Genomic DNA, 13,522 nt, shown 5'->3' with positions numbered 1-13,522 from the left:
TCCTCTAATCATTTATCTACAAAATCCATCGTTTGTTTGCCCGTTTTTGCAGACGTAGCATGCATGCCAAGACCGCATAGGCAGTTTTCATTGAACACAATGACTTAACTTAAAGGTGCTTGTCATGCAGCAGAATGAAATTCAGAACAGTGGTTGGCGGATGCCGGCGGAATGGGTCAGGCACACAGCGACCTGGATGGTTTGGCCGCACAACAAAGCGCTCTGGGAGTCGGGTTGGGGTGTCACATTGGCGCTGGTGCAAGAGGACTTCGCTCGCGTGGCCAACGCCATTGCCCGTTTTGAACCGGTGAAAATGGTCGTTGACCCTTCTGCTGTCGCGAGTGCCAAAGCGTTGTGTGGGCCAAACATCGAACTGATCGAGCTGGCGGTGAACGACAGCTGGTGTCGGGATTCCGGTCCGAGTTTCGTCTGCCATCCGCAACTAGGCCTGGCCGGTGTGAGCTGGCGTTTCAACGCGTGGGGCGGGAAGTCGGCCTTTGACCTGGACGAAAGCCTGGCTCGCCGCGCACTCGATCACCTGGGGGTGAAGTGCTTTGCTCCCACGCTGAGTAACGAAGGCGGGGCCATTCATGTGGACGGCGAAGGTACGCTGATCACCACCGAGTCGGTATTGCTCAACCCCAATCGTAATCCGGGCATGAGCAAGGCTGAGATGGAGGAGATCTTCACTCACCTGCTAGGCGTGAAGAAGACCGTCTGGCTGCCGGGCGATCCAGACTATGTGACCGGTGACATGACCGACGGGCATGTCGATGGCGTGTGTGCTTTCGCCCGCCCTGGTGTGCTGCTGGTGGACGCCACTCACGACAAGCACTCGGTGTATGCCGAGGTTGTACGAGAAAACCGTCGTGCCTTGGAGCTGGCAACAGATGCCCAAGGTCGAAAGTTTGAGCTGATCGAGCTGTATGAAGCCACCGATGCAGTGGACACCGAGGCTGAAGTGTTTTGTGCCTCCTACACCAACTTCTACATCGCCAACAACGCCATCATCATGCCGGCCTATGGCATTGACGCCGACAAGGTGGCTGCGCAAGTGTTGGGTCAGGCTTTCCCGGGGCGTGAGGTGGTGCCAGTGCGGATCAATCATCTGGCCCATGGCGGCGGCGGTGTGCATTGCATTACCCAGCAACAGCCAGCCTGGCCACTGAAGGGTTAATGCCATGACCCTTTTGACTGTTGCCACAACCCAGATGCCCTGCACCTGGGATCTGAAACAAAACCTCGATCAGGCCGAGCAGTTGGTGCGTGAGGCGGCCGCCAAGGGCGCCCAGGTCATCCTGTTGCAGGAGTTGTTTGCCACACCGTATTTCTGTATCGAGCAAAGTCATAAACACTTGGCGCTGGCCGAAGAGTATCAAGACAGCCGTGTACTCAAACGCTTTGCCGCGCTGGCCAGGGAGTTGGGTGTGGTGCTGCCGCTGAGCTGGTTCGAGAAGGCGGGCAATGCCTACTTCAACTCGTTGAGTGTGGTCGATGCTGATGGGCAACTGCTGGGTGTGTATCGCAAGACGCACATACCTAACGCCATCGGTTATCAGGAGAAGGAATACTTCAGCCCTGGTGATACCGGCTTTCGGGTCTGGGACACTGCTTTTGGGCGCATAGGTCTGGGCATCTGTTGGGATCAGTGGTTCCCCGAGACCGCACGCTGCCTGGCGTTGATGGGCGCCGAAGTCTTGCTGTTTCCCACGGCCATTGGCTCTGAACCTGGCTGCGCAGCACTGGATTCACGTGACCACTGGCAGATGACCATGCGCGGCCATGCCGCCGCAAACCTCCTGCCGGTGGTGGCAGCCAACCGCATCGGTCGAGAAGTGGCGACCACCGATCCGACCCTGCAGATGAACTTCTACGGCTCGTCCTTTATCTGCAACCACAAGGGCAAGCTCCTCGCCGAGGCTGACCGCGACAGCTTGGGTGTGCTGGTACACAGCCTGGACTTGTCCGCCATGCGCGAAGAGCGCCTGACCTGGGGCATCTACCGCGACCGCCGTCCAGAAATGTACGGGGCGCTGTTAAGCCTGGATGGTCGTCACATTAATGCTCGCTGGAATACTCAAGGGGTTTGACATGAACGTTACCAACAAGCTTTTGCTCTGCTCCTTGGGATTGGTTCTGAGCGGTGTCTTGTCGTCGGCGCAGGCGGAGGAAAAGACCTTGAGGTTGTACAACTGGGCCGATTACTTCGCCGAGGACACCCTGTCCAGGTTCACCGCCGAAACCGGGATCAAGGTGATCTACGACGTCATGGATGGCAGTGAGACGTTGGAAGCCAAGATGATGGCCGGCGGCAGTGGTTATGACCTGATCTTCCCGGGCGACACCGTTGGCGAGCGTCTGATGCGCGCCGGCAGCCTGCAGCCGCTGGACAAGTCAAAGCTCACTGCCCTGGATGACATCGAGCCAGGTTTGCAGAAGCTACGGACGCATTATCTCTACTCGAGCAAGGCCACCGTACCCTACACGTGGGGCACCATCGGCCTGACCTACAACGCCGAGCAGATTAACAAGCGTATGCCGGATGCGCCGGTGAATAGCCTGGACTTGCTGTTCAAGCCGGAACTGGCCGCCAAATTTGCGGACTGCGGTATCTCCCTGATCGATTCGCCGGACGAAGTGCTGGCGGTAGCGCTCAACTACCTCGGCCGTGAGCCGCGCAGCGCCAAGCCGGAGGACTTGGCAGCGGCCAGTGAACTCTTGCTCAAGCTACGGCCGTATATCCGCAAGTTCCAGTCGCAACCGGTGACCGATCTGGTTAACGGCAACTTATGCCTATCGCTCGGTTACAGCGGGGATATGACTCAGGCGCAACGGGCTGCAGATGCCGCCGGCAAGAAAGCGACGTTCCAGTATCACATCCCGCGCGAAGGCACCACGGTGTGGATGGACACCATGGCGATCCCTGTCGACGCCAGGCATCCCGAGTACGCCTATGCGTTCATCAACTTCGTCATGCGCCCGGAGAACATGGCCGCCATCAGTAACTTCACCGGTTACCCTACGTCCAATGCCAAGGCGCGTCCGAGCGTCGATTCAGTGATGCGTAACAACCCGGATATCTACCTCGATGACGCCACTTACCAACGACTGATCCCGGGCAAAGACATTCCCCAGGCTGATATGCGTGCGCGCATGCGTGCGTGGACCAAGTTCAAGACAGCCTCCGTTAAATGACGGCAAGCCGACCTCCAGAGGGTCGGCCTCAAAAGCAGGCTTGCCTCATATTGGCAAAATTGGCGGCTGCAGGCGCAGTCCGCCAAGACAAAGCACGACAAGAACAGAGAGGTACAGATGTCGACACGTCGTGAGTTCATCAAGCAGGTATCGGTCGTTGCCGGCCTGGGCGCAGCCGCGTCCATGGGACTGGGCCTGAATGCTTCCCGGGTGCAGGCAGCCATCAAGGGCAACTGGCATATGCCGGACGAGGGCGATAAACACCGGCAGGCCTTTATCGCCTTCGGTGCACAGGAGGCCATCCACGAGGACTTCACTCCTTACGTGCAAGATGCCTTGGGCCGGATCGCCCGCACCATCGCCAACTATGAGCCGGTAACCGTGTTCTGTCGTGAGAGCGAGCGGGATCTGGCTGAAGAAAAATGTGGTACGGGCAACATCACCTTTGTTGTCACGGAGCTGGACGATATCTGGATGCGCGATATCGGGGCCAACTTCGTCATCGATGGCGAAGGTGGGCTCGGCGCCGTGGATTTCAACTTCAATGGCTGGGGCAACAAGCAGCAGCATGCCGATGATGCGCAGCTGGCCGCGTTGGTCGCCCGGACAGCTGACGCCAGCTATATCCGCAGCCAGCTGGTTGGCGAGGGTGGCGGTATCGAAGTGGATGGCCACGGCACGGGGATCATGACCGAAAGCAGCTGGATCAATACCAACCGCAATCCCGGCTGGAGCAAGGCAGACATAGAGGAAGAACTGAAGAACAGGCTTGGCTTGCGCAAAATCATCTGGCTGCCTGGAATCAAAGGCAAGGACATCACCGACTCCCATGTCGACTTTTACGCCCGCTTCGTCAAGCCAGGCGTCGTGATCGCCAACCTTGACAACGACCCGGAGTCATATGACCACAAAGTGACGCTTGCCCATTTGGACATTCTCAAGAATGCCACTGATGCCGATGGCCACACGCTGCAAGTGCACACCGTATCGCCTCCGCTCAATCCACGACAGAGTATGTTCAGCAAAAGCAATCCAGACTTCGCCGCGGGCTATATCAACTACTTCGTGATCAATGGTGCGGTCATTGCGCCCGAGTTCGGTGACAAGGCGGCAGATACGAAAGCCTTCGATCTGTTGTCTGAACTCTACCCGGACCGTGAGGTGGTGCAGCTCAATATCGACGCAATTTCCGCAGGGGGTGGCGGCATCCACTGTGTGACCAGTCACCAGCCGTTGGCTTGATCTGGATCTACTGTAAACAATGAATAAGGCGCCAACGGCGCCTTATTCATTGTTTACAGTAGATCCGGACAGCACTTCCCCAATCAGGGGCGTCGGTCGGTCAGCAAGACAGTTTTTTGTGCAGCAAATCCGTATCGCTCTCCAGTTAAATGCCAAGGCTGGCATGCGCCTTGAGACAATGCGCGGCGCGGCCCTCCCATTTGGCGATCACCAGGGGGGCCAGGGCATTACCGAGTACGTTCAACGCGGTGGTCGGCATCTCCATCAGTCGGTATACACCGGCAATAAAGGCAATGCCCTCCAGCGGAAGTCCGGCGCTGGCGAGCGTGGCGGACAGAATCACAAACATGAAGCCCGGCACACCGGCAGCGCCCTTGGACGTCAAAACCATGGTCACCACCAGCAGCGCCTGATCGCCCAGGCTCAGGTCAATACCGTACAGCTGAGCAACGAACAGGGTGCCGATACCCAGGAACAGCGATGCACCATCGAGGTTGAAGGAGTAGCCCACCGGCACCACGAAACTGACCAGCGACGGTGGCACGCCATAGGTTTCGAGTTTCTTCATCAATTGCGGCATCACGGCCGCCGAGCTGGCGCTGGAAAAGGCCAGGATCAATTCATCCTTGATATGGCGCATCAACGCGAACAGATTGATCCCGCACAGCCGCGCCACCAGGTTGAGCACCACCAGCACGAAGAAGGCAATCGCCACGTAGCTGACCATGATCAGCTTGGCCAGCGGCAGTAATGAGCTGAAACCGAAGTTGGCCACGGTCACGGAAATCATGCCGAACACGCCAATGGGCGAGTAGGCCATGATCATCGACGTTACCTTGAACATCGCTTCCGACACGCCGCGCAGCAGTGCGATCAATGGCTCCTTGCGTTCGTTGCCGAGCTTTGAAACCCCAAGACCGAACATCACCGCGAAAAACAGCACCGAGAGCAGACCGCCCTGGGCCATGGCGTTGATCACGTTATCCGGGATGATCCCGACGATGATCTGCCCCAGACCATGACCACCCGCGTTGGCGGTTGGCAACGTAATGGCGGCAGCCTTGAGGCTTGCCAGATCGGTGCCGGAACCGGGTTTGAGCAGGTTGCCGATCACCAGTCCGACAATGATTGCCAGGGTGGTGATGCTGAAGAAGTACGTCAGCGATTTGATCCCGATGCGGCCAAGGGATTTTCCGTCACCGTGACCGGCAATGCCGACCACCATGCAGGAAAACACAATCGGGACGACGATCATCTTCATCAGCTTGATGAAGATATCGCCGGCCGGTTGCAGCAGGTTGTCCACCAGCCACGGGCGAGACTCGGGAAAGCTGTGCAGCAGGGCGCCGATGGCGATGCCGGCGAGCAGGCCAATCATGATTTGCCAGACCAGCGCGATACGGGGCGTGTGCATGGGGATGCCTCATTTGATGACTATGATTATGAGTGTTGTTCTAGGCAGTCAATAAGCAGCCGTCCGCTGGCTGTCGGGTGTTGCGATAAACCGTCAGCGCAATCGATGGCACGCTTCTTTGAGGCGACGGCAGCCTTCTTCGATCACGTCCATTGCGCTGGCGAACGACAGTCGGATATACGGCGACATGCCGTACGCCGCGCCGCTGACCGTGGCCAGGCCATGTTCCTTGAGCAGGTAGGCGACCAGTTGCGAATCGCTGCCGATGCGCTCGCCGCTGGCGGTGCTTTTGCCTATCAGGCCGGCGACGTTGGCGAACACATAAAACGCCCCGTCCGGTGGGGTGAAGCTCAAGCCGCTGATCGGGTGTAGCAGCTCCAGCATGCGGTCGCGGCGCTGCCGGTAAACCTCGCGCATGCCGGCAATCGGTGCCTGATCACCGGCAAACGCCGCTACTGCAGCCGCCTGGCTGAGCGAACTGGGGCAGGTGGTGGTCTGCGACAACAGTTTGCCGATGGCCGCGATCAACCACGCAGGACCTGCGCCGAAACCCAGTCGCCAACCGGTCATGGCGTAGCCCTTGGAGGCACCGTTGACGATCAGCGTGCGCGACTTCAGGTCCGGGGCGAGTCGGGTCAGTGAGACATGCCGGGCATCACCGTAGACGAACTGCTCGTAGATTTCGTCGGCCATGATCACTACGTGGGGGTGCCTGCGCAGCACCTCGGCCAGCGCCAACAGCTCGGCTTCGCTGTAGACCGCGCCACTCGGGTTGTTCGGCGTGTTGAGGATCACCCATTTGCTGCGTGGGGTGATCGCTTGCTCCAGCGCTTCTGGAGAAAGCTTGAAGCCGTTGGCTTCGTCACCGGGAATGATCACCGGCGTGGCGTCGTTCAGCCGTGCGATGTCCGGGTAGGACACCCAGTACGGCGTATGCACGATGACTTCATCGCCCGGATTCAGGGTCGCGGCCAGGGCGTGGTAGATGATGTGCTTGCCACCGCAGCCGGCGATAACCTCGTCCAGGGCGTAATGCAGGCTGTTGTCGCGCTCAAGCTTGAGGCAGATCGCCTGACGCAGGGCCGGTGTGCCGTTGGTGGGCGTGTAATGAGTGTCACCGCTGTGCATCGCAGCGCTGGCGGCTTCAAGGATATGGGCCGGCGTGTCGAAATCCGGCTCGCCCATGGTGAAGTTGACGATGTCCCGACCCTGGGCACGCAACTCGGTGACCAGCGCGTTGGCGGCGATACTCGGCGAAGGCTGAATGCCCAGCACCCGATCGGATAAAAATGCAGTGCTCATGAAGGCTTCCCCTTAATCGGCCAGACCGGCTTGTTGCAAGACCTTGTCCATCCAGCTCTGGCGCAGGGCGCCGGTGGCGATTTCGGCTTTGACTTCTTCCTCGTGGGCGGCGTGTTGTGCGGCGCGGCGCAGTACTTCGGCGGCATCCATCTGGGAGAACGCTACCAGGCCGTCTTCGTCACCGACCAACAGATCGCCTGGCTGAACCAGCATGCCGCCGATCGACACCGGCACGTTGATTTCACCGGGACCGCTCTTGTAAGGGCCGCAATGCACGACGCTGCGGGCATAGCAGGGGGTGTCGTCGAAGCTGGCAACATCGCGAATCGCGCCGTCGATGACAAAGCCGACGCAGCCACGTTGCTGGGCGTAGAGCTTGACCAGTTCGCCGATGACCGCATTGTTGGTGTCGCCTTGTGCATCAACCACCAGCACGTGGCCGGGCTGGAGCATGCTCATGGCTTTGTAGATCAGCAGGTTGTCGCCGGGTCGGGTTTTGACGGTGAGGGCGGTGCCCACCAGCTTGCCGCTGCGGTTGTAACGGGTCAGGCCGCGAGCGCCGATGTGTCGGCCGAGGTTGTCGCTGATGTGCGGCGTGACCACGTTGGCGAAGGCTTCGAGCACTTCGGCAGCGGCCAGCGGCGGATTGGGCAGAATGCGTGAACCGGGCAAGGACATGGCTGATCTCCTGAAGAATGAGGTGGCAGCCGGTCAGGGCTGTGGCTCGATCTTAGGACTGATGAACAAACAGTTTTAGCGATATTTTATTATGCGGTAGCATCGCTTTTTTTCATGTGGTGTCTTCGATGATCACCTTCAAGCAGATTGACGCGTTGTACTGGATTGCCGAGCTGGGCAGCTTCGAAGCGGCGGCAAACAAGCTGAACATGTCGCAGTCGGCGATTTCCAAGCGCATTCAGGAGCTGGAAGAAACCTTCGACGTGGAAATCTTCGATCGCAGCAAGCGCAATGCGCGGTTGACCGAGAAGGGTGGGGAACTGCTCGACTACGCCAAGGACTTGCTGGAACGCCGCGATTATTTGCTGGAGCGGGTCAGCGCGCGTGAAGTGCTGGTGCGCCGGTTTCGACTCGGTGTCACCGAACTTACCGCGTTGACCTGGTTGCCGGCGTTGGTCGAAGCCCTGCGCCAGGCCTATCCCAAGGTGCAGATCGAACCGTCGGTGGAGTTGAGCAGCGAGCTGTTTCGCAAACTGGAAAATGATCAGCTCGACCTGGTCATCGTACCGGACGTTTACAACGATGCGCGGTTTGTCAGTACCCCGCTGAAAAGCGTCGAGAATGCCTGGATGTGCGCTCCGGGCCTGATTCCGGACCCTGATCCGGTGAGTCTCGAACGTCTGGCCGGTTGCACGGTGCTGACCCAGGGTTCCCAGTCCGGCACAGGGCTGATCTACGAGCGCTGGCTGGCCTCTCACAATGTGCAGATGCCCAGAACCCTCACCAGCCATAACCTGTTGGTGCAAGTCGGGTTGACCTTGTCCGGGGTCGGTGTGAGCTACCTGCCCAAGGCCTGCCTGTCGCACTTGATCGAGCGTGGCGCATTGCGCGCACTGGTCACGACGCCGGGATTGCCGCGGATTCGCTACACCGCGCTGCACCGCATCGACCGCCAGTTCGGGCTGAACCAGAACGTGGCGCAATTGGCGCTGGAGTGCTGTGATTTTTCTCGGCTGTTGCTTTAGGCCGGCGTAACGCTTTTTCGAGCTGATTCACGAACGGCCCGACGATGGAGCTGTAGACTGTCGCGCACAAGGCGTTGCCTGATTGAATGCCCCAGCTTATCCGGCGGCCCTCGCTCAGCGAGCGGCTGCCACCGCGCAGCACATGGGAGCCGTCAAGCTTTACGCCGCGACAATGCAGAGCCCCTGAAGCGTCAGCGACAAATACTATCTGCCAATCTCCTGGCCTGCTGAGTCGCGGCCTCACGCGCGCTGCGATCAACGTCTTCGCCCAAGATGGTTTTCTCCACAATCACCGAATGCACATCCGTCACGCCGACAAATTTCAGCCAGGCTTCAACATAGGGCTTCTGAAAGTCGAAGCGCGTTGCCGGCGTGATTGACTGCGCCGAAAAATCCAGGCCACGGGCGTACATCACCACAGCGGTTTTGTTGAGAAGCATACCTTCCAGGCCGCGCTCCGCGTCAAAGCTGAACAGGATGTCTTTCTGCGACACCAGGTCGATGAAGTGCTTGAGTTTGTACGGGATACTGAAGTTCCACAGCGGTACGGACATCACTAGCACATCCGAGCGGTGCAGGTGACCTGCCAAATCTTTCAACGTGTTCCAGGCGTCTTGTTGTGCAGGGGTCAAGGGCGTGCCATTGAGCCCGGCGTATTTGGCCTCCATTGCCAGATCATCGAATTCCGGTAAAGCCATGTTCCAAAGGTCGAGCGTGATGATTTCGGTGTCCGGGGTGTGTTCTTGATAACGCGCAATGAAGCTGCGGGCGACTTCAATGGAGGCCGAACGCTGCTTGCGTGGAGAACATTCAATATGCAGAAGAGTAGTCATGGCACGCCTTGAGTGGTGGGGGAGATAGGGCAGGTGGGAGCATTGCAATATAGTTGGATTTGAAATATAAATCGTAAATTAATGCGAAATTGATCACGTATAAAACTATGTTCGATACTCTGCTGCTCAAAACATTTGTCACTGTCGTCGATGAAGAAGGCTTCAGCCGTGCAGCCCAGAAGCTGCACCTCACTCAGTCTGCGGTCAGTGGCCACGTGCGGCGATTGGAAGAACAGATTGGTAAACCCCTGTTGACTCGTACCACCCGCTCCCAGCAATTGACTCCCGATGGCGAGCGCCTGCTCTCTTATGCGCGCACGATCCTTGTACTGAACCGTGATGCGTGGGCAGAACTGACGCGCACGCCGTTTCACGGACGGCTGCGGATCGGGGTGTCCGAGGATTTTGTCGAATCACGGTTATTGTGCACTTTTCAGGATTTCGCGGCGCAGTACCCGGGCATGGAGATCGACGTGCAGGTAGGCATTCCTGGCACGTTGTTGAACCTGATGAAGCAAGGCCATCTGGAGCTGGTCATCGGTTCTCTATGCGAAACCAGCGAAGCGGGGCTGCTGCTGTGGCAAGAACCGCTGGTGTGGGCCTGGTCGGCGCAACCCGTCACCCAGTTACCGACGCCGTTGCCGCTGGCCCTGTTCCCCGAGCCGTGCCCTTATCGAGAAATAGCGCTGACGAGGCTGGCTCAGGCAGGGATCGCCCAACGCACGGCGATGTTATGCAACAGCGCTGCCGGGTTGCGGGCGGCGGCGCTTGCAGGCTTCGCGGTAGCGCCCATGACACTCAGTCAGTTGGGACAAGGACTGGCGGTTCTTGGGGGCGAACACGGGTTGCCGGATTTGCCGGATGCGCAATTTCGGTTGTTTACCTCCCCTGAAGCGGATCAGCCGATTGTGGCAGCGGTCACTCAGCTCATTGTGGAGTATTGCTCCACGAGGAGGGCTTGACAGTCATTCGCGAAGGGCTGCTGTCGACTGTGGATTCAACCGGTCGTCAATAGCAGCTGCAAATAGTCAGTTGCATCAACCCAAACTGGTCGATCACGGTATCTTCGAGGTTCGACGTGGTGCTGGCGACGTAGCTCGCGTCGACCTTATTCTCCAAGAAGGAACAGGGTCCTGGCGTCTGGCTCGCCGGCGAAGAACTGATCGAGGGCCGACTGGAATAGGGGGTGTTCGGGCTTGATGCTGGCGAACAGCGTGAGGCAGGAGCGCAACTTCAGGTCATCAGGGTGGCCAAGGATTTCCAGTGCACTCTTGTCGCTGTGTTGCAGGAGGGTACTTACGCTTTCCTCCAGCCGTGGCCCCAGCAAATCGTGCAGCAGATAGGCCCGGGCTTCGGCAGCACCAGAAATGGCAAAGCGTTCGGCTATTTCGCTACGCCCGAGGCCATGCAGTTGCGGGAAGATGAACCACATCCAGTGACTGGTCTTGTGCCCGGCACGCAATTCTTCCATGGCTCGGGTAAAAACCGGGCGCTGGGCCTCGACGAAACGAAGAAGGTTGAAGGGATCGTGCATGCTTGTACTCCCTGAGTTGGCAGACACTGCAAAGCCTGGCAGCGCGGGCCGTTTGAACCAGGGCGCAGAAACGCAACGCCGCAGGTCTCGCCGAATGATTCAGCCTGTAATGGTATGACACATCGGCGAAGGCAGCAGTTTCATCGAAAGCTGACGCTGGTCAACGTTGTTCAGTCGCGCGTAGATTCCGCTTCATCCAGATGATCGATGTGCTTGAAGCGTTCGACCAGGAAATCGATCAGGCTGCGCACTCGTGCCGACAGGTGCAACTGTTGCGGGTACACGGCATAGACATCGGCGCGGGTCGGTGTCTGATCTTCCAGCACCAGGCGCAGGCGACCGCTGCGCACATACCGGGCGATGTCCCATTCGGCCCGAAGCAGAATTCCATAACCTTCCAGCGCCCAGTTCAGGGCGACTTCTCCGTCGTTGCAGCCTAAGGCTCCGCGCACCTTGATGTTTTGTGTACGCCCACCGTTGGTGAAACTCCACACACCGTAGGGCGTTTCGTTTTGCCGCAGGAAGATGCAGTTGTGTTGCTGCAAGTCCGCCAGGCGTTGAGGCACGCCATGCTTTTCCAGGTACAGCGGCGAGGCGCATAACAGACGGCGATTGGAGGCGATCTTGCGTGCGTGGAAGGCAGCGTCCGGCAGCGTGCCGAAACGAATACCCAAGTCAAACCCGTGAGTTGCCAGGTCAAGCGGGTGATCGCTGATTTCCAGCTGTATTTCCACCTCGGGGTATTGTGCGAAGAACGCTCCCAATGCAGGGCCAATGTAGCGCCGACCGAATCCCAACGATGCGTTGACACGAATCAGGCCTTTAGGCGTCGCCCGACTACTGCTGATCAACTGCTCGACCTCATCGATCTGCGTCAGGATGCGGGCGGCATGCGAAAAATACAGTTCGCCTTCCGAAGTCAGGCTCATCGAGCGCGTGGTGCGGTTGACCAGGCGTATGCCTAGCCGTGCCTCCAGTGCGGTCAGGCGTTTGCTCACCGCCGGCGGTGTCACACCAAGCTCTCGAGCCGTCGCCGCCAGGCTGCCTTTGTTGGCCAGCAGGTAGAAAAATGACAAATCCAGGGTCTGGCTCATTCGTAACTCAAAGTCATGTATGTAGTGATTTGGAGTAACTCACGCTCATTTGCTCACTACATATACTCCGCTCACACCCTGATTGAACACCCCCGTTCGACAGGCACAACAAGAACGTGACGAGAGTGGAGTTGATTGATGAGCGCATACAAAATTGCTGCGGTTCCAGGTGATGGTATCGGTGTTGAAGTGATTTCCGCTGGCGTCGAGGTGCTGCAAGCCTTGTCAAAAAAATCCGGCTTCGAACTGGATTTCAAACACTTCGACTGGAACTCCGATAACTACCTGAAAAACGGCTACTACATCCCGGAAGGTGGTCTGGAAGAACTGAAGACCTTCGACGCGATCTTCTTTGGCGCGGTCGGTGCGCTCAACGTACCGGATCACATTTCTCTCTGGGGCCTGCGCCTGCCGATCTGCCAGGGCTTCGACCAGTACGCCAACGTGCGTCCGGCTCGCGTACTGCCGGGGGTAAAAAGCCCGCTGCTCAATGGTGATCAGATCGACTGGGTGGTGGTGCGTGAAAACTCCGAGGGCGAGTACTCCGGCAATGGCGGTCGTGTCCACCGCGGCCTGCCTGAAGAAGTCGCCACCGAAGTGTCGGTGTTCACCCGTGCCGGGGTAGAGCGCATTCACCGCTTTGCTTTCGAACTGGCGCAAAGCCGTCCACGCAAACACCTGACCATGGTCACCAAGTCCAATGCTCAGCGTCACGGTATGGTGCTGTGGGATGAGATCTTCTACGAAGTCGCCAAGGATTTTCCGGACGTCAGGATCGATAAGGAACTGGTCGACGCGGTGACCACACGCATGGTGCTCAAGCCATCGACGCTGGACGTTATTGTCGCCACGAACCTGCATGCCGACATCCTGTCCGATCTGGCCGCGGCTTTGTCCGGCAGTCTGGGCATCGCGCCGACGGCCAACCTGAATCCTTCGCGCAAATTCCCATCGATGTTCGAACCGATCCATGGCTCGGCCTTCGACATCACCGGCAAAGGTGTCGCCAACCCGATTGCGACATTCTGGACGGCCGCCATGATGCTCGAGCATCTCGGCGAGCCAGCCGCGGCGAAACACCTGATGTCGGCCATCGAAGCGGTGACCGAAAGCGGTTTGCATACCCCTGATCTCGGCGGTAAAGCCACCACCCGCCAGATCACTGATGCGGTCATCGAGTTGATCAACCGCTGATGTTTTTCACT

13 protein-coding genes are annotated in these 13,522 nt (G+C 58.5%); 7 read left to right on the top strand and 6 right to left on the bottom strand.

Features of this window, described 5'->3' with window-relative positions:
* Positions 1-124 precede the first annotated feature (124 nt).
* From ACIPIN_RS03220 to ACIPIN_RS03205, 4 genes are all read left to right on the top strand, one after another.
* Positions 125-1,177: an agmatine/peptidylarginine deiminase gene (locus ACIPIN_RS03220; protein WP_401115182.1), complete on the top strand. Its 1,053-nt coding sequence runs from the start codon at positions 125-127 to the stop codon at positions 1,175-1,177.
* A 4-nt stretch (positions 1,178-1,181) separates the two neighbouring features.
* Entirely contained in the window at positions 1,182-2,090 is a 909-nt protein-coding gene (gene aguB / locus ACIPIN_RS03215; protein ID WP_401115180.1) for an N-carbamoylputrescine amidase, read from the top strand.
* A gap of 1 nt (position 2,091) precedes the next feature.
* On the top strand, positions 2,092-3,195 hold the full coding sequence (locus ACIPIN_RS03210) for an extracellular solute-binding protein (RefSeq protein ID WP_401115177.1): 1,104 nt from the start codon (positions 2,092-2,094) through the stop codon (positions 3,193-3,195).
* Between the two features lie 117 nt (positions 3,196-3,312).
* Positions 3,313-4,437 carry an agmatine/peptidylarginine deiminase gene (locus tag ACIPIN_RS03205; protein ID WP_401115174.1) on the top strand — a complete coding sequence of 375 codons (1,125 nt, stop codon included), beginning with the start codon at positions 3,313-3,315 and terminating at the stop codon, positions 4,435-4,437.
* A gap of 145 nt (positions 4,438-4,582) precedes the next feature.
* Here ACIPIN_RS03205 and ACIPIN_RS03200 read toward each other — a convergent pair whose 3' ends face one another.
* The 3 genes from ACIPIN_RS03200 to ACIPIN_RS03190 all read right to left on the bottom strand — a co-directional run bounded on the left by ACIPIN_RS03200 (position 4,583) and on the right by ACIPIN_RS03190 (position 7,831).
* A complete protein-coding gene (locus ACIPIN_RS03200) occupies positions 4,583-5,851 on the bottom strand; it encodes a cation:dicarboxylate symporter family transporter (protein WP_401115172.1) in 1,269 nt (422 codons plus the stop codon).
* A 93-nt stretch (positions 5,852-5,944) separates the two neighbouring features.
* Positions 5,945-7,153, bottom strand: coding sequence for a pyridoxal phosphate-dependent aminotransferase (locus tag ACIPIN_RS03195; RefSeq protein WP_401115169.1), 1,209 nt, complete (start codon positions 7,151-7,153; stop codon positions 5,945-5,947).
* 12 nt (positions 7,154-7,165) lie between these two features.
* The gene (locus ACIPIN_RS03190; protein ID WP_401115166.1) at positions 7,166-7,831 is read right to left on the bottom strand and encodes an RraA family protein; all 666 of its coding nucleotides are present in this window, start codon (positions 7,829-7,831) and stop codon (positions 7,166-7,168) included.
* Between the two features lie 128 nt (positions 7,832-7,959).
* Here ACIPIN_RS03190 and ACIPIN_RS03185 point away from each other — a divergent pair, with 128 nt between their 5' ends.
* Positions 7,960-8,856, top strand: coding sequence for a LysR family transcriptional regulator (locus ACIPIN_RS03185; RefSeq protein WP_401115164.1), 897 nt, complete (start codon positions 7,960-7,962; stop codon positions 8,854-8,856).
* Positions 8,857-9,047: 191 nt separating this feature from the next.
* On the opposite strand, the gene ACIPIN_RS03180 is transcribed toward ACIPIN_RS03185, so the two are convergent.
* Complete coding sequence (locus ACIPIN_RS03180; protein ID WP_401115162.1) at positions 9,048-9,689, bottom strand: FMN-dependent NADH-azoreductase; 642 nt, start codon at positions 9,687-9,689, stop codon at positions 9,048-9,050.
* A 107-nt stretch (positions 9,690-9,796) separates the two neighbouring features.
* Here ACIPIN_RS03180 and ACIPIN_RS03175 point away from each other — a divergent pair, with 107 nt between their 5' ends.
* A complete protein-coding gene (locus ACIPIN_RS03175) occupies positions 9,797-10,651 on the top strand; it encodes a LysR substrate-binding domain-containing protein (protein WP_401115160.1) in 855 nt (284 codons plus the stop codon).
* A gap of 146 nt (positions 10,652-10,797) precedes the next feature.
* On the opposite strand, the gene ACIPIN_RS03170 is transcribed toward ACIPIN_RS03175, so the two are convergent.
* Both ACIPIN_RS03170 and ACIPIN_RS03165 read right to left on the bottom strand, forming a co-directional pair.
* A complete protein-coding gene (locus ACIPIN_RS03170; protein ID WP_401115157.1) occupies positions 10,798-11,223 on the bottom strand; it encodes a DUF1810 domain-containing protein in 426 nt (141 codons plus the stop codon).
* 170 nt (positions 11,224-11,393) lie between these two features.
* On the bottom strand, positions 11,394-12,317 hold the full coding sequence (locus tag ACIPIN_RS03165; protein ID WP_401115155.1) for a LysR family transcriptional regulator: 924 nt from the start codon (positions 12,315-12,317) through the stop codon (positions 11,394-11,396).
* 138 nt (positions 12,318-12,455) lie between these two features.
* On the opposite strand from ACIPIN_RS03165, the gene ACIPIN_RS03160 reads away from it, so the two are divergent.
* The gene (locus ACIPIN_RS03160; protein ID WP_401115152.1) at positions 12,456-13,511 is read left to right on the top strand and encodes a tartrate dehydrogenase; all 1,056 of its coding nucleotides are present in this window, start codon (positions 12,456-12,458) and stop codon (positions 13,509-13,511) included.
* The last annotated feature ends 11 nt before the right edge of the window (positions 13,512-13,522 follow it).

This window comes from Pseudomonas sp. NPDC087697 (assembly GCF_044743155.1).
Taxonomy (GTDB): domain Bacteria; phylum Pseudomonadota; class Gammaproteobacteria; order Pseudomonadales; family Pseudomonadaceae; genus Aquipseudomonas.
Note: the sequence above shows the minus strand (reverse complement) of the source record. Positions and strands in the feature narration are given on the sequence as shown.

What these genes read in the sequence shown, in the direction of transcription:
- ACIPIN_RS03180 (WP_401115162.1), bottom strand. Translation starts at nt 9,689, where the DNA reads ATGACTACTCTTCTGCATATTGAATGTTCTCCACGCAAGCAGCGTTCG.
- ACIPIN_RS03170 (WP_401115157.1), bottom strand. Translation starts at nt 11,223, where the DNA reads ATGCACGATCCCTTCAACCTTCTTCGTTTCGTCGAGGCCCAGCGCCCG.
- ACIPIN_RS03175 (WP_401115160.1), top strand. Translation starts at nt 9,797, where the DNA reads ATGTTCGATACTCTGCTGCTCAAAACATTTGTCACTGTCGTCGATGAA.
- ACIPIN_RS03200 (WP_401115172.1), bottom strand. Translation starts at nt 5,851, where the DNA reads ATGCACACGCCCCGTATCGCGCTGGTCTGGCAAATCATGATTGGCCTG.
- ACIPIN_RS03165 (WP_401115155.1), bottom strand. Translation starts at nt 12,317, where the DNA reads ATGAGCCAGACCCTGGATTTGTCATTTTTCTACCTGCTGGCCAACAAA.
- aguB (WP_401115180.1), top strand. Translation starts at nt 1,182, where the DNA reads ATGACCCTTTTGACTGTTGCCACAACCCAGATGCCCTGCACCTGGGAT.
- ACIPIN_RS03220 (WP_401115182.1), top strand. Translation starts at nt 125, where the DNA reads ATGCAGCAGAATGAAATTCAGAACAGTGGTTGGCGGATGCCGGCGGAA.
- ACIPIN_RS03205 (WP_401115174.1), top strand. Translation starts at nt 3,313, where the DNA reads ATGTCGACACGTCGTGAGTTCATCAAGCAGGTATCGGTCGTTGCCGGC.
- ACIPIN_RS03160 (WP_401115152.1), top strand. Translation starts at nt 12,456, where the DNA reads ATGAGCGCATACAAAATTGCTGCGGTTCCAGGTGATGGTATCGGTGTT.
- ACIPIN_RS03195 (WP_401115169.1), bottom strand. Translation starts at nt 7,153, where the DNA reads ATGAGCACTGCATTTTTATCCGATCGGGTGCTGGGCATTCAGCCTTCG.
- ACIPIN_RS03190 (WP_401115166.1), bottom strand. Translation starts at nt 7,831, where the DNA reads ATGTCCTTGCCCGGTTCACGCATTCTGCCCAATCCGCCGCTGGCCGCT.
- ACIPIN_RS03185 (WP_401115164.1), top strand. Translation starts at nt 7,960, where the DNA reads ATGATCACCTTCAAGCAGATTGACGCGTTGTACTGGATTGCCGAGCTG.
- ACIPIN_RS03210 (WP_401115177.1), top strand. Translation starts at nt 2,092, where the DNA reads ATGAACGTTACCAACAAGCTTTTGCTCTGCTCCTTGGGATTGGTTCTG.